General features: G+C 66.1%; 17 protein-coding genes and 1 pseudogene. 4 read left to right on the top strand and 14 right to left on the bottom strand.

Features of this window, described 5'->3' with window-relative positions:
• Positions 1 to 267: 267 nt before the first annotated feature.
• From ABQ039_RS17645 to ABQ039_RS17655, 3 genes and pseudogenes are all read right to left on the bottom strand, one after another.
• Complete coding sequence (locus tag ABQ039_RS17645; RefSeq protein WP_374057818.1) at positions 268 to 930, bottom strand: glutathione S-transferase family protein; 663 nt, start codon at positions 928 to 930, stop codon at positions 268 to 270.
• Positions 927 to 1,757, bottom strand: a complete 831-nt coding sequence (locus tag ABQ039_RS17650) for an NYN domain-containing protein (protein WP_024938888.1) — start codon at positions 1,755 to 1,757, stop codon at positions 927 to 929. The genes ABQ039_RS17645 and ABQ039_RS17650 overlap by 4 nt, the downstream gene beginning before the upstream one ends.
• Positions 1,754 to 2,269, bottom strand: a pseudogene (locus ABQ039_RS17655) (hypothetical protein). The gene ABQ039_RS17650 and the pseudogene ABQ039_RS17655 overlap by 4 nt, the downstream one beginning before the upstream one ends.
• A 118-nt stretch (positions 2,270 to 2,387) precedes the next feature.
• On the opposite strand from ABQ039_RS17655, the gene ABQ039_RS17660 reads away from it, so the two are divergent.
• A complete protein-coding gene (locus ABQ039_RS17660) occupies positions 2,388 to 3,680 on the top strand; it encodes an NAD(P)/FAD-dependent oxidoreductase (RefSeq protein ID WP_024938886.1) in 1,293 nt (430 codons plus the stop codon).
• Positions 3,681 to 3,732: 52 nt separating this feature from the next.
• Entirely contained in the window at positions 3,733 to 4,347 is a 615-nt protein-coding gene (locus ABQ039_RS17665; protein ID WP_016903683.1) for a trimeric intracellular cation channel family protein, read from the top strand.
• A 150-nt stretch (positions 4,348 to 4,497) separates the two neighbouring features.
• Here ABQ039_RS17665 and rpoH read toward each other — a convergent pair whose 3' ends face one another.
• From rpoH to rhlB, 6 genes are all read right to left on the bottom strand, one after another.
• Positions 4,498 to 5,373 carry an RNA polymerase sigma factor RpoH gene (gene rpoH, locus ABQ039_RS17670; RefSeq protein ID WP_024938885.1) on the bottom strand — a complete coding sequence of 292 codons (876 nt, stop codon included), beginning with the start codon at positions 5,371 to 5,373 and terminating at the stop codon, positions 4,498 to 4,500.
• A 200-nt stretch (positions 5,374 to 5,573) separates the two neighbouring features.
• Positions 5,574 to 6,299, bottom strand: a complete 726-nt coding sequence (gene ung, locus ABQ039_RS17675) for a uracil-DNA glycosylase (RefSeq protein ID WP_054591102.1) — start codon at positions 6,297 to 6,299, stop codon at positions 5,574 to 5,576.
• A 5-nt stretch (positions 6,300 to 6,304) separates the two neighbouring features.
• Complete coding sequence (locus tag ABQ039_RS17680) at positions 6,305 to 7,147, bottom strand: response regulator (RefSeq protein WP_016903686.1); 843 nt, start codon at positions 7,145 to 7,147, stop codon at positions 6,305 to 6,307.
• A gap of 8 nt (positions 7,148 to 7,155) precedes the next feature.
• Complete coding sequence (gene ftsX / locus ABQ039_RS17685) at positions 7,156 to 8,106, bottom strand: permease-like cell division protein FtsX (RefSeq protein WP_104541799.1); 951 nt, start codon at positions 8,104 to 8,106, stop codon at positions 7,156 to 7,158.
• Complete coding sequence (gene ftsE, locus ABQ039_RS17690) at positions 8,103 to 8,789, bottom strand: cell division ATP-binding protein FtsE (RefSeq protein ID WP_016903688.1); 687 nt, start codon at positions 8,787 to 8,789, stop codon at positions 8,103 to 8,105. The genes ftsX and ftsE overlap by 4 nt, the downstream gene beginning before the upstream one ends.
• Before the next feature lie 75 nt (positions 8,790 to 8,864).
• Entirely contained in the window at positions 8,865 to 10,583 is a 1,719-nt protein-coding gene (gene rhlB / locus ABQ039_RS17695; protein ID WP_167709813.1) for an ATP-dependent RNA helicase RhlB, read from the bottom strand.
• Positions 10,584 to 10,781: 198 nt separating this feature from the next.
• Here rhlB and trxA point away from each other — a divergent pair, with 198 nt between their 5' ends.
• Entirely contained in the window at positions 10,782 to 11,123 is a 342-nt protein-coding gene (gene trxA, locus ABQ039_RS17700) for a thioredoxin TrxA (protein ID WP_005923050.1), read from the top strand.
• A 217-nt stretch (positions 11,124 to 11,340) separates the two neighbouring features.
• Positions 11,341 to 13,230 carry a transcription termination factor Rho gene (rho, locus tag ABQ039_RS17705; protein WP_184611572.1) on the top strand — a complete coding sequence of 630 codons (1,890 nt, stop codon included), beginning with the start codon at positions 11,341 to 11,343 and terminating at the stop codon, positions 13,228 to 13,230.
• Positions 13,231 to 13,347: 117 nt separating this feature from the next.
• Here rho and aceK read toward each other — a convergent pair whose 3' ends face one another.
• From aceK to queF, 5 genes are all read right to left on the bottom strand, one after another.
• Positions 13,348 to 15,087, bottom strand: a complete 1,740-nt coding sequence (aceK, locus tag ABQ039_RS17710; RefSeq protein WP_184611574.1) for a bifunctional isocitrate dehydrogenase kinase/phosphatase — start codon at positions 15,085 to 15,087, stop codon at positions 13,348 to 13,350.
• Between the two features lie 267 nt (positions 15,088 to 15,354).
• The gene (locus tag ABQ039_RS17715) at positions 15,355 to 17,586 is read right to left on the bottom strand and encodes an NADP-dependent isocitrate dehydrogenase (RefSeq protein ID WP_184611575.1); all 2,232 of its coding nucleotides are present in this window, start codon (positions 17,584 to 17,586) and stop codon (positions 15,355 to 15,357) included.
• A gap of 405 nt (positions 17,587 to 17,991) precedes the next feature.
• On the bottom strand, positions 17,992 to 18,549 hold the full coding sequence (locus tag ABQ039_RS17720; RefSeq protein ID WP_102251004.1) for a hypothetical protein: 558 nt from the start codon (positions 18,547 to 18,549) through the stop codon (positions 17,992 to 17,994).
• A 62-nt stretch (positions 18,550 to 18,611) separates the two neighbouring features.
• Positions 18,612 to 18,905: a LysM peptidoglycan-binding domain-containing protein gene (locus tag ABQ039_RS17725; protein ID WP_102580498.1), complete on the bottom strand. Its 294-nt coding sequence runs from the start codon at positions 18,903 to 18,905 to the stop codon at positions 18,612 to 18,614.
• 102 nt (positions 18,906 to 19,007) lie between these two features.
• Complete coding sequence (gene queF, locus ABQ039_RS17730) at positions 19,008 to 19,823, bottom strand: NADPH-dependent 7-cyano-7-deazaguanine reductase QueF (protein ID WP_184611578.1); 816 nt, start codon at positions 19,821 to 19,823, stop codon at positions 19,008 to 19,010.
• Between the last annotated feature and the right edge of the window lie 26 nt (positions 19,824 to 19,849).

Raw genomic sequence — 19,849 nt, forward strand, 5'->3', positions numbered from 1 at the left:
TACCGGCACAGCCATCGCGCCCGGGTGCGCTCCTACGAACAGACGCGAGTCAACAGGCCGCAGGTGTCCCCACGTTTTTGTAGGAGCGCGCTTGCGCGCGATGGGGCGTTACCAGGAATGCCCTCGCGCACAAGTGCGCTCCTACAGAGAACGCGGGCTATTTGGCCGCGCGATGTACGAGGCGCATGTCCTTGCAGCAACGTGCCGTGTCGGCAGCGCGTGCGGTGCCTGCCATGGACCATGCTGGCATGAGCGGAAACGCGACACTCAGGTCAGCGCGGTCATCACCCCACGCTGGTACGCAGGCCGCGCGCGCAGGCGCTGGTACCACGCCTGCAGATGTGGCAGCTCGGGCCGCTCGATCGGCATTTCGAACCAGGCGTAGATGAAGCTGCCCAGTGGAATATCGCCCATCGCAAATTGCGCGCCGGACAGATACGGTTGCTGCGCCAGGGCCGCATCCGCGCGCGCGAGCAGGTCGCCCGAGTGCGCCAGCGCCGCGGCGATGCGCGCAGGATCGCGCTCGGGTTCCGGTGTGCGCAGCACGCCCCAGAACAGGTCGCGAAACACACCGGCAAACGTCGAGGTGGTCCAGTCCATCCAGCGATCGCCCAGCGCGCGTTCGGCCGGTGCCTGCAGATACAGGGCCGGCGCATATTGCGCGGCAAGGTAGCGCACGATCGCATTTGACTCCCACAGCACCAACTCACCATCCTGCATCGTCGGCACCAGACCGTTGGGATTCAACGCGCGATACTCGGGCGTGTCGTTACGACCAAACGCACCGCCGATTTCGATCGAGGTGTACGGCACCCCGGCTTCTTCGGCGCACCACAGCACCTTGCGCACATTGCTGGAATTGCGCCGCCCCCATAGCGTGATCGAGGCGTTTCCTGCCGCCGGTTGCATCGCAGCGTCAGCCATCGTCATTTCCCTGCTGGCGGTTTGGGCGTCGCGCGCGCCGGACGCTTTGCGGTGGACGCCTGCGTGGCGACGGCGGCCGCTGGCTGCGCCGCTTTCGCCCGCCCGCCCTTTGGCGCATCGCGTACCCACAGGGCCTGCTCGTCCTGCTTGATCTCGAACAGGCCGATCGCACGCACCAAGTCGCTGAGTTTGCGATAACCGTAGTTGCGTGGGTCGAACGAGGCCTGGTTGGCCACCTGCTTGCCCACCGCGCCCAGATGCGCCCAGCCATCGTCTTCGCAGGCACTGTCGATCGCATTGCGCAGCATCTGCACCAGCCGGGTGTCGCCGCGCAGCGCGGTGGCATCCTTGCGGCCGGCGGCGGTGTCGCTGGCCGCTGCCGCCTGCTCGCCTAGCGCTTCGACATAGGTGAACTTGGAACAGGCATTGACGAACGGCGCCGGGGTTTTCTTCTCGCCGAAGCCATACACCTTCATGCCATCGGTGAGCAGGCGCATCACCAGCGGAGTGAAATCCGCATCGCTGGAAACGATCGCAAAGCCATCCAGATTGCGTGCATACAACAGGTCCATCGCATCGATCACCATCGCCATGTCCGAGGCGTTCTTGCCCGAGCTGTAGGCAAATTGCTGGATCGGCCGGATCGCGTATTCGTGCAGCGCCGCTTCCCAGCTCTTCAGGTGCGGACTCTTCCAGTTGCCGTAGGCGCGGCGCACGTTGGCCACGCCATAGCGCGCCACTTCGGCCAGCACCACGTCGATCTTGCCGGCCGGCGCGTTGTCGGCATCGATCAGCAAGGCGATGCGTTTGTCGGGATTGTCGATCATGGTCATTCCTCGAAGGTGTCGGCAGAGTCGGTGTCGATTTCGGTGTCGGCCGCATCGGCCGACGGCAGCGTGTACTGGCTGCCATCGTGCATGGTCAACACGCCATCGCTCAGGATCTCGCGCTCGGACCCGCCGCTGACCCAGGTGGCATGCACGCGGCCGCGGCCGCGATCGCCTTCCACCGTGAACACGAAATCGTCGTCACCCGGCGCCAGGCCGGTGCGCACCAGATCCACCCGCATCGTGTGGATCTGGCCGATCTGTTCCTGCACCACCGCATCGTCCTGCAGCGCGGCGCGTGCCTGGTCGGCAAACAGCGACCAGCCGAACACGATCAGCTAGCCGAGCGCGCCCAGCACCAGCATGCCGAACAGCACCACGCAGGTCGCCAGCCCGATCAGGCCGAGTGTGACGCCGCTGAGCTTCTGTCCGGGCGCACGCGCGGCAGCCGGTGCCATCGCCGGCGAAGCGGATGGCGGTGGCGACAGCGGCGGCAACGGCGGCGGTAGTGACGGCATGCGGTCATCATGTGGATGAGATGCGACATGATGCCGCAGGCAGGCCGGGTCCAGGCGGCATGTTCATTACCGATGCGGCATGCTGATGAGCCCGCGTCGCAATCCATCGGACCTTACGATGACTTCTTCCCCCTCCCAAGCTCCGCTGCACCTGGTTGTGGTTGGCGGCGGTTTCGCCGGCTTATGGGCCACCCGCGCACTCGACGATCCCGGCATCCGCATCACCCTGATCGACCGCCAGAACCATCACCTGTTCCAGCCGCTGCTGTACCAGGTCGCCACCGCCGGCCTGTCGGCACCGGATATCGCCGCGCCGCTGCGCCACATCCTGCGCGAGCAGCGCAATGTCGAAGTGCTGCTCGGCGACGTCGCCGAAATCGCACCGGCCCGCCGTGAGGTGGTCCTGGCCGACGGCAGCACGCTCGGCTACGACATGTTGCTGCTGGCCACCGGCGCCACCCATGCCTACTTCGGCAACGATCAATGGGCCGAGCATGCGCCCGGCCTGAAGACGCTGTACGACGCGCTGGTGCTACGGCGCAAGTTGCTGCTCGCCTTCGAACGCGCCGAAGCCGAGTCCGACCCGGCCGCACGCGCAGCCTGGCTGAGTTTTGCCGTGGTCGGCGGCGGCCCGACCGGCGTCGAGCTGGCCGGCACGCTGGCCGAGATCGCCCGCCACACGCTCAAGAACGAATTCCGCCATATCGACCCGCAGCAGGCGCGCGTGCGCTTGGTCGAAGCCGGCCCGCGCGTGCTGCCCTCGTTCCCGGACGATCTCACCGCCAAGGCGCGCAAGCAGCTCGAGCGCCTGGGCGTGGAGGTGCACACCGGCACGCCGGTCACCCACATCGATGCGCTGGGCTATCAGCTCGGCGACACCTTCGTGCCTGCACGCACCGTGGTGTGGGCCGCCGGCGTGGCGGCATCGCCGCTGGCGCGCACGCTTGGCGTGCCGCTGGATCGTGCCGGCCGCGTGCTGGTGGAGCCGGACCTGAGCGTACCCGGTCACCCGGAGATCTTCGTCGGCGGCGACCTGGCCTCGGTCCAGCAAGACGGCCGCCCGGTACCAGGTGTGGCACCGGCAGCAAAGCAGATGGGCAAGCACATCGCCAAGGCGATCCGCGCCCGCCACCGCAGCCAGCCTGCACCAGCCTTCCGTTACCAGGACTACGGCAACTTGGCCACGATCGGCCGCATGGCCGCCATCGTGCATGTCGGCAAGCTCAAGCTCTCCGGCATCGTGGCCTGGTGGTTCTGGCTGGCCGCGCACGTGTACTTCCTGATCGGTTTCCGCAACCGGTTCGTGGTGCTGGTGAACTGGGCGATGGCGTACTGGAGCTACCAGCGCGCCGCGCGCATCATCTTCGGCGGTGCCACCGACGATCCGCCGCCCAGCAGCAAGGACGGATGACAGCGGCGCAGGCCGTGCGCGATGCTGTGCGGCCTGATGCGACGGTCTGATCGTGACCACTCTCCTGTTCCTGCTGGATCTGCTCGGCACCTTCGTGTTCGCCCTCAGCGGCGCGACCGTGGCGGTGCGCAATCGCCTGGATCTGTTCGGCGTACTGGTGCTGTCGTGCGCGGCGGCGGTGTCCGGCGGGATCGTGCGCGATGTGCTGATCGGCGCCACCCCGCCGGCCGCACTGGTGCATCCGCAGTACCTGCTGGTCGCCTGCCTGGCCGGCGTGGCCGGTTTCTACTGGCATGCGGCGGTGGAACGGCTGCGCAACCCGGTGCAGTTGTTCGACGCGGCCGGGTTGGCGCTGTTTGCGGTCTACGGCACCAGCAAGGCGCTCGATTACCAACTCAGCCCGCTCAGCGCGACCTTACTCGGCATGCTCAGCGGCATCGGCGGCGGCATCGCGCGTGATCTGCTGGTGGCGCGGACGCCGGTGGTGCTGCAGGCCGAGCTGTATGCGGTCGCCGCGCTGGCCGGTGGCGGCCTGGTCGCGATCGGGCACATGCTCGCAGTGCCGCAGGCCTGGTCGCTGGCGACCGGCGCGCTGGTCTGTTTCGGGCTGCGTTTCATGGCCATCCGCTACGGCTGGCATCTGCCGGTGGCGCGCCTGCCGGAATAGCGCCGGCGGGCGCAGCGCGCGGTCGATCATCGGCGAACGACCACGACGAACCACCGCGCGTCGTCGGACTCGACGCAGCACAAGCAGCCCACATGCAAACGGCCCGGAAAACCGGGCCGTTTGTGCAACACCTGGGGCATGATCGAAGGATCAGGCCACGAACAGTGCCTTCATCTTCTTCAGCGCATTCGCCTCGATCTGGCGGATACGCTCGGCCGACACGCCGTACTCGTCGGCCAGCTCCTGCAGCGTCACCTTGGAGTCGGAGTCCAGCCAGCGGCGCTTGACGATGTCGCGCGAGCGCGTGTCCAGGCCGGCCATGCCTTCGCGCAGCAACTGCAGCTGATTGTCTTCGCTGTCGTGGCGCTCGTAGGCCTGCGACGGATCTTCGTCGTTGGCCACCAGGTAGCTCACCGGCGACGGCGGACCATGATCGTCGTCTTCGTCGGACGAGGCATCGAAGCCGATATCGCGACCGGACAGACGCGACTCCATCTCCATCACTTCGCGCTCGGAGACGTTCAGGTCCTTGGCGACCGCAGTCACCTCGGACGCATTGAGCCAGCCCAGGCGGGTCTTGGACTTGCGCAGGTTGAAGAACAGCTTGCGCTGCGCCTTGGTCGTGGCGACCTTGACGATGCGCCAGTTCTTCAGGATGAACTCGTGCATCTCGGCACGGATCCAATGCACCGCGAAGCTGACCAGGCGCACGCCCATTTCCGGGTCGAAGCGCTTGACCGCCTTCATCAGGCCGATGTTGCCTTCCTGGATCAGGTCGCCCAGCGGCAGGCCGTAGCCGTTGTAGCCGCGAGCGACGTGCACCACGAAGCGCAGGTGGGAATGGACCAGCTCGCGCGCGGCGTCCAGATCCAGCTCGTCACGGAAGCGACGGGCAAGATTCTGTTCCTCATCGACCGACAGCACCGGGATCTGGTGCACGGCACCGATGTAGGCGTCCAGCGAACCGAGCGCACTGGGAATCGGGAGATTGTTTGCCACTAGGGCAGTCGAGGTGATCTGGTTCATAGGGCACCATCTTAGCAGTCGAACTATTGGACTGCCGGGTACAGAAAAAGTTCCCAGCGTTCCATTTATAGGACGTTCGGGCTTTTGGCGTCGCCGTCGTTCTACGGCGAAGCTCCCCGACTTCGAGCATCTACGCTACCACCGCCGCCCTGCGCAGACCGTGACAAAGCCGCCGCGAAACGGGCCGGCGCCGGTACCGTTCAGCCGCTGGCCGGAGTGGTGTCCAGCGCGTTGCGGGGCGGCAGCGACCAGTCGATCGGGCCCAGCCCGCGGCGCTGCAGGTGCTCGTTGGTCTTGGAGAAGTGCTGGCAGCCCAGAAAGCCGCGATGCGCCGACAACGGCGAGGGATGCGGGGCCTTGAACACGCGATGGCGCGCCTGGTCGATGACCTTGCCCTTGGACTGCGCGTAGCTGCCCCAGAGCAGGAACACCAGACCTTCGCGCTCGCGGTTGAGGGTCTCCACCACATGGTCGGTGAAGCCTTCCCAGCCCTTGTTCTGGTGCGCGCCGGCACGGCCCTGCTCCACCGTCAGCACCGCATTGAGCAGCAGCACGCCCTGGCGCGCCCACGGCATCAGATAGCCATGGTCCGGACGTGCGATGCCCAGGTCGTCCTGGATCTCCTTGTAGATGTTGAGCAGCGACGGCGGCACCGGCACCCCGGGCAGCACCGAGAAGCACAGCCCATGCGCCTGGCCTTCACCGTGATACGGGTCCTGGCCCAGGATCACCACCTTGACCTGCTCGAACGGGGTGGCGTCGAAGGCCGCAAAGATCTGCGGGCCCGGCGGGAACACCCGCGCCCCGGCCGCCTTGCGCTGGCGCAGGAATGCGGACAGCTCCTGCATTTCCGGGCGCAGCAACCAATCGCCCACCCGCGCCTTCCACGACGGTTCCAGCTGGATACGCGCTTCCACTTCAGCCACTTCGGTCATAGCGTGACAGCCTGGTCCTCGAGCCGTGCCAGGCGCAGCTGGAACAGCACCTTGGTCACCAGCAGACGTTCTTCGATGGGTTTCTGCACCAGGTCGTTGGCGCCGGCGCGCAGCAGCTCGGACTGGTTGCGCGGATTGGTGTCGCCGGTCATCACCAGCACCGGCAGGCGACGCTTGCCGTAGGCGAAGTCGATGCGGATGCGCTCGACCACGTCGCGGCCGTTGAGCTCGCCCTTCAGGGTCACATCGGTCAGCACCACGTCGATGCGGCGCTCGGTGCGGCCCAGCGATTCGGCGGTGAGCAGCGCAAAGGCATCCTCGGCGGTGAGCACATGCACCACCTTCAGGCTCTGCCGCTCGAGCATGCGCTTGGTCGCCTCGGCCACCACGCGGCTGTCCTCGATGTACAGCACGGTCGCGCCGACCACCGGCTCGGGCTGCACATAGCCGCGGATGAAGGTCGCCAGGGCTTCGTGGCCCAGCGCCTTGTCGAAATAATCGGTGACGTATTCGGTGAAGCGGCGCTCCACCAGATGCTGCTGCGCATCGCCGGAGACCACGATCACCGGCACATAGGCCTGGCCGGCCGCTTCGCGCACGCTGCGCGCCAGGGTCAGGCCATCGCCATCGGGCAGCGACAGCGAGGTGGTGACCAGATCCACCGCCCCGGCTTCCAGCGCCTGGCGCGCCTCGGCGATGCTGGAGCAGCCGATCACCTGCACGTTGGGCAGATCGCGCTGCAACACATCGGCGATCAGCTTGCGCACCAGCTTGGAGCCATCGACCACCATCACGCGCGGCGCGTCGCTGATCAGGTGCTTGAGATCCGGTGGATGCATGGCAGGCCTCAGGTCTCGGTGGGACGGGTCTGGCGGAGGAAATGGCCGGTGACCAGCCAGGCACCCAGCCAGCCCAGGACCAGGGTGCCGACCAGCACCAGCGCAGAATGCAGCAGATCCAGCCCGTGCAGGGTAAAGGAGCTGCCGTAACTGTCGGCCAGGGTCGCCAACGGCGCGCGCAACGCCAGCCCGGAGGCGGCGATCAGCGCGAGCGCCACAGCGCCGGCACCGAGCCCGTACCAGGCCCCCAGGTACAGGAACGGACGCCGGATGAAGCCATCGCTGGCACCCAGCAACTGCAGCACGCCGATTTCCTCGCGCCGCGACTGGATGTCCAGCCGCACCGTATTGCCGACCACCAGCACCGCGCCGACACCCAGCAGTGCCGACAGCACCTGCACCAGCCGCTCGCCGAAGTGCAGCCAGCCATCCAGGCGCTTGCGCCACAGCGCGTCGTGCTGCACCTGGTCGGCCTGCGGCAAGGCCTGCAGCGCGCCGGCCAGCTGCGCATCGTCAGCCGTCTCGCTGGGCGTGACGACCAGCAGCGTCGGCAGCGGGTTGTCGCCCAGCGCATCGATCGCCTCGTCGAGCTTGGCGCTCTCGCGCAGCTCGGTCAGCCCCTGCGCCGGCGTGCGCAGCGTGACCTGGGCAACGTCCGGGCGGGCGCGCAGTTCGCCGGCCAGGGCCTGCGCGGCCTCGGCGCCGATCTCGACCTTCAGGAACAGGTTGATCTCGCGCGACTGTTGCACGCTGCCGGCCAGCAACTTGACGTTGTCCAGCGCGATCGACAGCCCCAGCGGCAAGGCCAGCGCCAGCGCCATCACCACGATGGTCAGCAAGGTGGCCCAGGGCTTGCGCATGGCACGGCCCAGGCTGAAGGCGATGCTGTGCAGATGATGGTCGATCCACACGCCGACCCGCGAAGGGGCGACGGCTTCGGTATTGGCGGGCTTGCTCATTCGGCCAGATCCTGCGGCGAGATGTCGTCGACCAGGCGGCCGTGATCCAGGATCAGCACGCGCTTGCGCATCTGCTTGAGCAGGGCCAGGTCATGGCTGACCACCAGCACGCTGGTGCCGCGCGCGGGCAGCTCGGCGAACAACTGCATGATTTCCGCAGCCAGCGCCGGATCCAGATTGCCGGTGGGCTCATCGGCCACCAGCAGGCGCGGTTCGCCGACGATGGCGCGGGCGATGCCCACGCGCTGCTGCTCGCCGGCCGACAACTGCGACGGCAAGGCCCGCTCGCGATGGGCCAGCCCGATCCGCTCCAATGCCGAGCGCACGCGCTTGCCGATCTCCGCACGCCGGGTGCCGCGCAGGATCAGCGGTAACGCCACGTTCTCGGCGATGCTGCGGTCGTTGAGCAGGCGATGGTCCTGATAGACCGCACCCACCTGGCGACGGTGCAGCGGAATCTGCCGGCCGCGCACCTTGAGCAGGTTGCGTTCGCCCAGCAGCACCGCGCCCTGGCTGGGCCGCTCGCTGAGGTGGATCAATTTGAGCAGGGTGCTTTTGCCGGCGCCGGAGTGGCCGGTCACGAACAGCATCTCGCCATCGGCCACTTCGAAGCTGACATCGGTCAGCGCCTGGTGGCCACCGGCGTAGTGCTTGCTGACGTTGTCGAAACGCAGAACGGTCATCCGGCGATTATGCCGGAGCGCCAGCGCTTGCGTCGCATCGCCGGAGCCCGGCAATGCGACGCAGGCCGCAGGCGATCAGTTGCCGGACACCAGCGAGCGCAGGCGACGGCCGATACGGCTCAGCAGCGACGGGCTGCCGGACGGCTTGGCGGCGCTGCGCACCGGCTTGGCGACCACCTGGGTGGGCTTGCGCGGTGCGGCAGGTGCGGCGACCGGTGTGGAGGCCACTGCCGGCTCGGCACCTTCGACCGGACGGCCGTTGCGACGACGGCGCCGCTTGCGTGGTGCGCGCTCGGCATCGGCCACGATGGTGGAAGGCGCCTCGACCGACGCCGCCGCAACCACCGGCGTTTCGGTCGGCGCTGCCGCTGCCGGGGCTTCGCCCTCCACACGCGGCTTGCGACGCGGACGCGGCTTGCCATCGGCACTGCCGCCGTCGCGGCGACCGCCGCCACTGCCGCTGCGCGATGGGCCGCCCGGGCCGCTGCGACCACCGCCGCGGCGCTGCTCTTCGGCAGCACGCTGTTCGCGCGCCTCGCGGAAGATGGTGCCCACGCTGTCGCCAGCATCCTCGTCGGCCTCTTCGCCTTCCACCGGTACGCGCGCGGTGCGCGGCAGCGGCGTCAGCAGCTCGGAGGTTACCGGCTCGACCGGAATCTTCTGCTCGATATAGGCCTCGATGTCCGGCAGGCTCATCGCATAGCGCTCGCAGGCGAAGCTGATCGCATCGCCCTCTTCGCCCAGCCGCGCGGTACGGCCGATACGGTGCACGTAGTCTTCCGCATCGAACGGCAGGTCGTAGTTGTAGACGTACTTGACGCCGTCGATGTGCAGGCCGCGCGCGGCCACGTCGGTGGCGACCAGGATTTCGAGCTGGCCCTTCTGGAAGCGGTTGAGCAACGACTCGCGCTTCTTCTGCGGCACGTCGCCCGACAGCACGCCGACCCGGTAGCCATGCCGCTCCAGCGTGCGCGCCACGCGCTCGACAAACGCCTTGGTATTGACGAACACCATGGTGCGCGCGCCTTCGCTGCGCGACAGCAGGCCCAGCAGCAGCGTCTGCTTCTCTTCGTCGGACGGGAAATAGATGCGCTGGCGCACCCGTGCGGCGGTGATGCTCTCGGTTTCGACGACCAGCTTTTCCGGCTCGTTCATGTGCTCGTAGGCGAGCTCGAGCACGCGGTGGCTGAGCGTGGCCGAGAACAGCAGGGTCTGGCGGGTGCCGCGCTCGGGCATGCGCCGCAGCAGGAAGCGGATGTCCTTGATGAAGCCCAGGTCGAACATGCGGTCGGCTTCGTCCAGCACGCAGATCTCGCAGGCATGCAGCGAGACCACCTTGTGCTGCTTGACGTAGTCGATCAGCCGGCCCGGGGTGGCGATGATCACGTCCACGCCCTGCTGCAGCAGCTCGCGCTGCTTGTCGTAGTCCACCCCGCCGTAGACCAGCGCGAAGCGCAGGCCCAGGTCGGCGCCGAACTTGACCGCATCCTTGTGGATCTGGATCGCCAGCTCGCGGGTCGGCGCCAGGATCAGCGCGCGCGGGTCTTCCGGCTTGCGGTCGGCCAGCGCCGGGCGGATCAGCAGGCGGTTCATCACCGCCACCAGGAACGCCAGGGTCTTGCCGGTGCCGGTCTGGGCCTGGCCGGCGACGTCGCCGCCCGGCAGCGCGACCGGCAGGGTCAGCGCCTGGATCGGGGTACAGCGGGTAAACCCGGCGCTCTCCAGCCCGGCGATCAGCGCCGGATGCAGGTCGAACGTGGAAAAAGTCAAATCGGTCAGCGGTTTGTCGCTCATTATTCCGTCTTCGTGAGGCGCCCTGGGCAGCCCGGGCGCGGCTTGCATCGATGCCGACAGCGTCGCAAACTGCGGCTGTTGTGGCGGACAGCGCGGCTTCAGGACTGACACTTGATTCAGTCGCGCAATGCCCCAGTTTAACGCAATGTAGCGGCCTGCCCGTTCGGGCGGGCCGTTTTGGTTTCCAGGAGACCCAACGTGAGCGATAAGGTTCAACATGTCGGCGATGCCGACTTCGATACAGCTGTACTGCAATCCGGCGAACCGGTGCTGGTGGATTTCTGGGCCGAGTGGTGCGGACCCTGCAAAATGATCGCCCCGGTGCTGGACGATCTGGCCGATACATACCAGGGCAGACTGAAGGTTGCCAAGGTCAATGTGGACCAGAACCGCGCCCTGGCCATCAAGTACCACGTGCGTTCGATCCCGATGCTGTTGCTGTTCAAGGATGGCCAAGTGCAGGCCACCCAGATCGGTGCGGTTGGCAAGGGCCAGCTGACCCAGATGATCGACAAGACCCTGGGCGGCGCGGCCGCCTGAGCGAGCGGGCGTCCAGTGATGGGCGCCCCGTGATGCGCCAGCAGTTAAATCCTGCTGCGGCAGGCGCTTGCGCGGTTGCGCGCAGCGGTGATAGTGTCAGTTGATCCGGAGCACGTTCGTGCGCCGACGTACCCCTCTAGAAACCTCTTCTAGACTCCCATCACCTAAAGTTCGCCCCCCAGCCGGGCGCTCGCACTCTTAGCGAGGAATCACGCACTTGTCCGATCATCCTTCCTCCGATACCGGGAGCAGCGTCGACGCTCCTGTCGAGAAGCGCGTGCGCAAGCCGCGCGTGAGCAAGACCGCCGCTGCCACCGACGACGGTGGCGCGCAGCAGCCCAACCTGCCCTTGCCCGCCAGCCCCGCACCCGACGCTCCACGTGCCCCGCAGGCCCCGTCGCACGCTGCCGATTCGGCACCGGCGCAGACGTCCGGCGATGGCGCGTCCTATGCCGGTAACGCCCCCAGCACCAACCAGGGCAACCCGGGCGGCGACACCCATGGCGACTCCCGCGAGGGCGGCCAGACACAGCAGCAGCGCTTCAATCAGGCGCAGCAGCAGCAGAACCAGAATCAGGCGCAGCACCGGGGCCAGGGCCAGAACCAGGCTCAGCCCCAGGCGCAGGGTCAGGGTCAGGACCAGGCCCAGAATGGCGGCCAGCATCAGCAAGGCCAGGGCCAGGGGCACAACCAGCAGGGCAACCGCCGTGACCGCTTCCGCAATCGCCGCGACCGTGGACGCGACCGCTTCGGCAACGAAGGTGGTGGTGGCATGCCGTCGTCGGATGGCAGCAACGAGCCGTTCGTCGCGCGCCCGCACCCGGCCGTGCCGGAAGGCTTCCCGGTCTACTCGCTGAGCGATCTCAAGCGGATGCCGGCGCAGAAGCTGCTGGATATCGCCGACCAGCTCAACATCCAGGAAGGCGTGGCGCGCGCGCGCAAGCAGGACGTGATCTTCGCCCTGCTCAAGGTGCTGACCCGCCACGGCGAAGGCGTTGCCGCCGACGGTGTGCTGGAAATCCTGCCCGACGGCTTCGGCTTCCTGCGTGCCGCAGAAGCCAGCTACCTGGCCGGCCCGGATGACACCTATATCTCGCCCAGCCAGATCCGCCGCTTCAACCTGCGGACCGGCGATCACCTGTCCGGCCGCATCCGCTTCCCGAAGGACGGCGAACGCTATTTCGCGCTGTCGATCGTCGACACCATCAATGGCGAGCCGCTGGAAGCCAGCAAGAACAAGGTGCTGTTCGAGAACCTGACCCCGCTGTTCCCGCGTCGCCGCTTCCGTCTGGAGCGTGGCGATGGATCGACCGAGGACATCACCGGCCGCATCCTGGACCTGATGGCGCCGCAGGGTAAAGGCCAGCGCGCGCTGATCGTCTCCCCGCCCAAGGCCGGTAAGACGATGATGATGCAGCAGGTGGCCACGGCCATCACCAGCAATCATCCCGAAGTGCACATGATCGTGTTGCTGATCGACGAGCGCCCGGAAGAAGTGACCGAAATGCAGCGCACCGTGCGCGGCGAGGTCATCTCCTCCACCTTCGACGAACCGGCCGCGCGCCACGTGCAGGTCGCCGAGATGGTGATCGAGCGTGCCAAGCGCCTGGTCGAGCACAAGAAGGACGTGGTGATCCTGCTCGACTCGATCACCCGTCTGGCACGCGCCTACAACAACGTGGTGCCCAGCTCCGGCAAGGTGCTCACCGGTGGTGTGGACGCCAACGCGCTGCACCGTCCGAAGCGCTTCTTCGGTGCGGCCCGCAACGTGGAAGAAGGCGGCTCGCTGACCATCATCGCCACGGCGCTGGTGGAAACCGGCAGCAAGATGGACGAGGTGATCTACGAAGAGTTCAAGGGCACCGGCAACAGCGAAGTGCATCTGAACCGTCGCATCACCGAAAAGCGCGTGTACCCGGCGATCGACATCAACCGCTCGGGCACACGTCGCGAAGACCTGCTGATCGAGCCGGAGCTGCTGCAGAAGATCTGGATCCTGCGCAAGCTGCTGCACCCGATGGACGAAATCGCGGCAATGGAATTCCTGCTGGACAAGATGAAGACCACCAAGTCCAACGACGAGTTCTTCAGTTCGATGAAGCGCTGAGTCGGTCGGTATTCTCGACAAGAAAAAGCCCCGCATTGCGGGGCTTTTTTGTGGCTGCGGAATTGTGTATCCGACGAGCACCTCGTTATTGTCGCCACGCACATGGGCATTCGGCAGCTACGCCAGCCGTCGCGAGTCTGCGTAGGGCGGGGTGTCGGGGTAGTCGTCCTCGCGCAGGCGGGTTTGCAGGTCGCGCCACCACTGCGGGTCGAACAGTTCCGGGTGCAGGTGCTTGACCGCTTCCAGCTGCGAGGGTGGCAAGCCCATGAACAGCGCGAAGCGCTCGGGGAACACATCGCGCGGGCCGACGTGGAACCAGGGCTCGGCAGCCATCTGTTCTTCATAGGTGGTGGCGGTCGGCCAGTCGCGGAAGGTGCATTCGGTGATCAGGCACAGCTCGTCGTAGTCGTAGAACACCGCGCGCTGATGGCGGGTGATGCCGAAGTTCTTCAGCAGCATGTCGCCGGGAAAGATATTGTTGCGCGCCATGTCCTTGATCGCCTGGCCGTAGTCCAGCGCGGCCGCATGCGCGGCTTCGGGCAGCTGTTCGCGCAGGTAGAGATTGAGCGGGCGCAGGCGGCGCTGCACGTAGCACAGCGCGATCAGCACGTCCTTGCCATCTTCGCTCAGGCTCGTCGCACAGCTGGTCTGCAGCTCTTCCAGCAACGCGGGCGAGAAACGCGACTTGGGAAACCGCAGGAAGCGATACGGCTGCGCATCCAGCAGGCGACCGATGCGATCGAGCTGGAACACCAGCTCGTACTTGCCTTCGACCTGCGCACGACTCATGGTCTTGGGATAGGCAAAGCGGTCGCGAATCAGTTTGAACACCAGCGGATAACTGGGCAGGGTAAATACCACCATGACCATGCCGGGCGTGCCGTCGGCATGCACCAGCTGCTCGGAGGGATGCGCCTGGAAATGGCTGAAAAACGTGCGATAGCGTTCGGTCTTGCCCTGCTTGGCGCGCCCGAGCATCGTGTACAGCTCGTCGACCGGCTTGTGGGTGAGCAGGCTGCGCAAGAACACCACTGCGTCGCCGACGGTGGCCAGATCGGCCTGGAAGTAACTGCGCGAGTTGCTGAACAATTGCGCGACGTCGCTGCGTTTGGTCAGCACCGCTTCGGCACGCAGGCCGGCGTCGTCGTTGACCAGGGCGATGACGCATGGCGAGAAGCGATGTTCGCCGAACACGCGGCCGACCAGGTAGGCGCGCCGTTCGCGATAGAACACCGTCTCCAGCAATTCCACGCTGCGCACCGGGTGCTCGCCCCAGTGCGCGAGATCATCGAGCAGGCGCACCGCGATCGCCGCTGCACAGCGGGTGCGATGCGCATACGGAACGTCGAAGGAATAATCGCCGAGCACGCGCACCAGCATGTCGGTCAGCCGGCCGGGCGAGACCGCATAGGTGTGCCGCGCAACCGGCACCGTGATCGCGTCGGTCGGCTCGATATCCAGCGCGATGAATTCGATCTCCGCATCCACGCCGTGGGTGCCGAAGTAACGCCGGGTCAGGGTGTTGTAGAAGGTCTTGTACAGCTCCTGGTCGATCAGCCCGCTCAGCAGCGCGGCGTAATGCACGCGTGCACGCATCCACAGCGCGCGATCGTGCGCCTGCCCCAGCAGCACCGCACGCAAGCGCAGCATGCATTCGCTGATGTACTGGTCGTACAGCGCGATCCGCGCCACCGCATCATCCCGCGCGCCGCTCCAGTCGCGCGTTTCAAAGCGCTGTTTGGCGCGTGCGGTGATCTCGGCAAACCGGGCGTGGTAATCCTCGAAGGCGTCGTACACGGCATGGGCGATCGCTAGCGCACGGCGCTCGGACTGTGGCGGTAACGGGAGCTGGCTCATGCCGGCAGTGTACCCAGCGCATGTTGCGACGTGCAGCGGAGACAAACGATCACTCGAACAGGCGCACAGTCGGCCACATGCCGAGACTGCTCGCACCGAGGCGCAGGCTCTCTCGCAGGCACGGCATTGCCAGGTCGTGAGGCCTAGCACGCAACGACCGTGTTCTCGCTGTTGCGCGCAAACGCCGGAAACGACAAGGCCCGCCCCTCATCGAGGCGGGCCCTGCCTGTTGCACCTGCTGGACGCACCGCCAGGCGGTGCGCTGGATCAGGCCTTCAGCGTGGCCAACACGTCGTTGAAGGTCTTGCTCGGGCGCATCGCCTCGCTGACCTTGGCCAGATCGGGGTGATAGTAGCCGCCGATCTCGACTGGCTTGCCCTGGGCGCCGTTGAGCTCGGCCACGATGGTGGCTTCGTTCTCGGTCAGGGCCTTGGCCAGCGGTGCGAACTTGGCCTGCAGGGCGGTGTCCTCGGTCTGCGCAGCCAGGGCCTGCGCCCAGTACATCGCCAGATAGAAGTGGCTGCCGCGGTTGTCCAGTTCACCGACCTTGCGCGCTGGCGACTTGTTGTTGTCCAGGAACTGACCGTTAGCGACGTCCAGCGCCTTGGCGAGCACCGTGGCCGACGGATTGTCGTAGCGGTTGCCCAGATGCTCCAGCGAGGCGGCCAGGGCCAGGAACTCGCCCAGCGAATCCCAGCGCAGGCTGTTCTGTTCGACGAACTGCTGCACGTGCTTGGGCGCCGAGCCACCGGCACCGGTCTCGAACAGGCCGCCACCGGCCATCAGCGGCACGATCGACAGCATCTTGGCGCTGGTGCCCAGCTCCAGGATCGGGAACAGGTCGGTGAGGTAATCGCGCAGCACGTTGCCGGTGACCGAGATGGTGTCCTGGCCCTTGCGGATGCGCTCCAGCGAGAAGGTGGTCGCTTCCACCGGCGGCAGGATGCGGATATCCAGACCGCTGGTGTCGTGATCCTTCAGGTATTTCTCGACCTTGGCGATCACCTGCGCATCGTGCGCGCGCGCCTTGTCCAGCCAGAACACCGCAGGCGTCTCGCTCAGGCGCGCGCGCTCGACGGCCAGCTTGACCCAGTCCTGGATCGGCGCGTCCTTGACCTGGCACATGCGCCACAGGTCGCCGGCTTCCACCGCATGTTCGAACACGGTGGCGCCGGTGTCGTCGGTGACCTTGACGGTCCCGGCGGCGGCAATTTGGAAGGTCTTGTCGTGCGAGCCGTATTCCTCGGCCTTCTGCGCCATCAGGCCGACGTTGGGCACCGAGCCCATGGTGGACGGATCGAATGCGCCATGCGCCTTGCAGTCGTCGATCACCGCTTGATAGACATCGGCGTAGCAGCGATCCGGGATCACTGCCTTGGTGTCCTGCAGCTTGCCTTCGGCATTCCACATCTGACCGGAGTCGCGAATCATCGCCGGCATCGACGCATCGACGATCACGTCGCTGGGCACATGCAGGTTGGTGATGCCCTTGTCCGAATTGACCATGGCCAGGGCCGGACGCTGCGCGTATTCGGCCTGGATATCGGCCTTGATCTGCGCCTGCTGGTCGTCCGGCAGCGTGGCGATGCGTGCGTACAGGTCGCCGATGCCGTTGTTGGGATCGAAGCCGACCGACGCGAGCGCTTCGGCATGCTTGCTCAGCGTGTCCTTGTAGAACTCGCCGACCACCACGCCGAACAGCACCGGGTCGGAGACCTTCATCATGGTGGCTTTCAGATGCACCGAGAACAGCACATCCTTGGCCTTGGCATCGGCGATCTGCGCGTCGATAAAGCTGGCCAGCGCGCGCTTGCTCAGCACCGCGGCATCGACGATTTCGCCGGCCTCGACCACGACCTTGTCCTTCAACACGCTGCTGCTGCCGTCGTTGCCGACGAATTCGATCTTCAACGCGCCGGCGGCCGCCACGGTGGTGGATTGCTCGCTGCCGAAGAAGTCGCCGTCGTCCATATGGGCCACGTGCGACTTCGAATCGCTGCTCCACTTGCCCATGCGGTGCGGATGCTTGCGCGCGTAATTCTTCACCGACAGCGGCGCGCGACGGTCGGAGTTGCCTTCGCGCAAAACCGGATTGACCGCGCTGCCCTTGACCTTGTCGTAGCGCGCCTTGACGTCCTTTTCGGCATCGTCTTTGGGCGTGTCCGGATACGCCGGCAGCGCATAGCCCTGGCCCTGCAGTTCGGCGATGGCGGCCTTGAGCTGCGGCACCGAGGCGCTGATGTTGGGCAGCTTGATGATGTTGGCTTCCGGCGTGGTGGCCAGCTCGCCCAGCTCACCGAGGTCGTCGGCGATCTTCTGCGCGTCGCTCAGGTGCTCGGGAAACAGCGACAGGATGCGGCCGGCCAGCGAGATGTCGCGGGTTTCAACCACGATGCCGGCAGTATTGGTGTAGGCATCGATGATCGGCAGCAGCGACTGCGTGGCCAGATACGGTGCTTCGTCGGTGAGCGTGTAGATGATCTTCGGTGTCTTCGACATAAGGTGCGATGGCTCGTGTGGTCGGAAGGAGCGCCGGCGTTGTTGGCACTGGCGTTGGCGTGCGCGACGGGGGTCGCTGCTGGCACGCCGGTCGGCCGGCGCGTGGAACGCGGCGATGGATCAGCACGGCATTGTCGCGTCTGAGCCGCGCCCGGGTAAAGCGACCACAGGCGGATGCTCCATCCCGCCACTCGGCCAATGCGATGGATGCAGCTGTAACGAATGTGCCGGCTGAGAGAATTACGCAGAAAAAAGGGCGCGATCGTGTGATCGCGCCCCGATGGCCTGCTTAATAAGCGTTGGGACAGCGCGATGGACGCGCGTGTCCGACATGCTTGGGATCAGTGCGCTACCCAGGTTGCGAGCACGCATCCCTATCTGCAGACTGCCTGCTCGCGTGGCTGCTTACTTGACCGTGATGGTCTGCGGAGTACCTGCCGGCTTGCCATCCACCATGACCTGCGCGGTGTAGCTGCCGGTCGGCCAGCCATCTGGCTTGCTGAAGCTGAGGTTGGTGGTTTCCGGGCCAGTCGTGGTCAAAGTGGCATTCTGCTCGCCGGCCACCTGGCCATCCTGATAGGTGAGCTTGGCTGCGACCGCCACATTGCTCGCGCTGCCATCGGTTTTCACCGAGACAATGATGGTGTCTTTGCTGCCGATGTTGGCCGACGGGGTCACCGACTTGTCGGCGGTCGCCGTGGTGCCGACCACCACGCTTGACACCGTGACTGCCGAACCCATTGCGGCTGCGGTATCAGTGCTGGCAGCGCCGGTCGCGGTGCTCTGACCCGCCTGATCGCTCGCCGGCGGTGTTGCCGCCGGGCCCGGCATCGCCTCGGTGGCAGCCCCGGAGGTCGGATCCTTGGACACGCTGTCGTCGTCGGCCTTCTTGCTGCAGCCCGACAGGGCGAGAACGCCGGCAAGGGCAATGGCGAGGGTGCTAGAAACGGATGTAGTACGCATGGATCGATCTCCGGATATCAGAATAAAAGTGGGTTTCGAAAGGTGCCAGGGGTGCGGTGCGCCTATGACTTCGGCGGCAACTGCAGGACCTGACCTGGAAAGATCTTGTCCGGATCCTTGAGCGTTTCGCGGTTGGCCTCGAAAATCCGCGGCCACAGGTTGCCGTCGCCGTAATGACGCTTGGCGATGCTGGACAGACTGTCGCCCGCCTGCACGGTGACCGATTCGCCGACCAGCTGCGCAGTGCTCTGCACGCTGGTACGCACGTTGGAGAAATCCGCCGCTGGCGCGACGTCTGCGGTGCTGTCGACCGAGGACGTCACGTTGGAAAAATCTGCTTTCTTGTCGACATTCATTGCCGCAATCCCTTTGCATCACGATGACTGCAGGGTGCGCGGCGCGCTGTTAAGCGTGGATCGCGCCACCGTGAAGCTGGCGCGAGCCTTGAATGGGCGCGATTACTGGCGCAGGTCGCGGAAGATCGATAGCGGCGTCGGCACGCTGGGCGAGCTGCGCAAGGGGTTGATGTCCAGCCCGCCACGGCGGGTATAGCGCGCTTCCACCACCAACCATTCGGGCGCGCAGCGGAGCAGCACGTCATGGAAGATACGCTCCACGCATTGCTCGTGAAACTCTGCGTGGTCGCGGAAACTCACCAGATAACGCAACAGGCCTTCGCGGTCGATCGGGGCGCCGCGGTAGCGCAACGTGACGCTGGCCCAATCCGGTTGACCGGTGACCGGGCAATTGGACTTGAGCAGGGCCGAGGTCAGCACTTCTTCCACCACTGGTTGTGCGTGCGCCGCCAGATATGCGGCATTGGGCGGGCCGTAATCGTCGATGCTGACATCCAGTGCGTCGATCGACTCGCCCTCACCCACCGCATCGATCGGCGGCAGACCGAATTCCACCGCCACATCGGCACCGGCGCGCGTGGACAGGTCGGAGGCGATGCGCATACGCACCGCTTCGGCGCTATTGAAGCGGGTGGCATTGAGCGAATTGAGATACAGCTTGAGCGACTTGGATTCGATCAACGACGGCGACTCGCTGGGCACGTGCAAGGTGGCGGTGGCCACGCACGGCTTGCCCTGCGCATCGAGCCAGCTGAGTTCGTAGGCATGCCAGCGGTCGCGGCCGATGAAGGGCAAGGCCCCCGTCAGGCCGATCGCCTCGCGCCCGGCCGCGCGCGGAATCGGGAACAACAGCGACGGATCGTAGCCGCTGGGATAGGCGACCTCACGACCGAGGGTGGAATCTTCTGGGGTATTCATCGCGCCATTTTAGGCCGAGCGGGCTG

This window comes from Xanthomonas sp. WHRI 6108, from assembly GCF_040202385.2.
GTDB lineage: Bacteria > Pseudomonadota > Gammaproteobacteria > Xanthomonadales > Xanthomonadaceae > Xanthomonas > Xanthomonas arboricola.

Coding starts and splice junctions, on each gene's coding strand:
- ABQ039_RS17645 (WP_374057818.1), bottom strand. CDS start 930: ATGACGATGGCTGACGCTGCGATGCAACCGGCGGCAGGAAACGCCTCG.
- ABQ039_RS17650 (WP_024938888.1), bottom strand. CDS start 1,757: ATGACCATGATCGACAATCCCGACAAACGCATCGCCTTGCTGATCGAT.
- ABQ039_RS17660 (WP_024938886.1), top strand. CDS start 2,388: ATGACTTCTTCCCCCTCCCAAGCTCCGCTGCACCTGGTTGTGGTTGGC.
- rpoH (WP_024938885.1), bottom strand. CDS start 5,373: ATGAACCAGATCACCTCGACTGCCCTAGTGGCAAACAATCTCCCGATT.
- ABQ039_RS17680 (WP_016903686.1), bottom strand. CDS start 7,147: ATGCATCCACCGGATCTCAAGCACCTGATCAGCGACGCGCCGCGCGTG.
- ftsX (WP_104541799.1), bottom strand. CDS start 8,106: ATGAGCAAGCCCGCCAATACCGAAGCCGTCGCCCCTTCGCGGGTCGGC.
- ftsE (WP_016903688.1), bottom strand. CDS start 8,789: ATGACCGTTCTGCGTTTCGACAACGTCAGCAAGCACTACGCCGGTGGC.
- rhlB (WP_167709813.1), bottom strand. CDS start 10,583: ATGAGCGACAAACCGCTGACCGATTTGACTTTTTCCACGTTCGACCTG.
- aceK (WP_184611574.1), bottom strand. CDS start 15,087: ATGAGCCAGCTCCCGTTACCGCCACAGTCCGAGCGCCGTGCGCTAGCG.
- ABQ039_RS17715 (WP_184611575.1), bottom strand. CDS start 17,586: ATGTCGAAGACACCGAAGATCATCTACACGCTCACCGACGAAGCACCG.
- ABQ039_RS17720 (WP_102251004.1), bottom strand. CDS start 18,549: ATGCGTACTACATCCGTTTCTAGCACCCTCGCCATTGCCCTTGCCGGC.
- ABQ039_RS17725 (WP_102580498.1), bottom strand. CDS start 18,905: ATGAATGTCGACAAGAAAGCAGATTTTTCCAACGTGACGTCCTCGGTC.
- queF (WP_184611578.1), bottom strand. CDS start 19,823: ATGAATACCCCAGAAGATTCCACCCTCGGTCGTGAGGTCGCCTATCCC.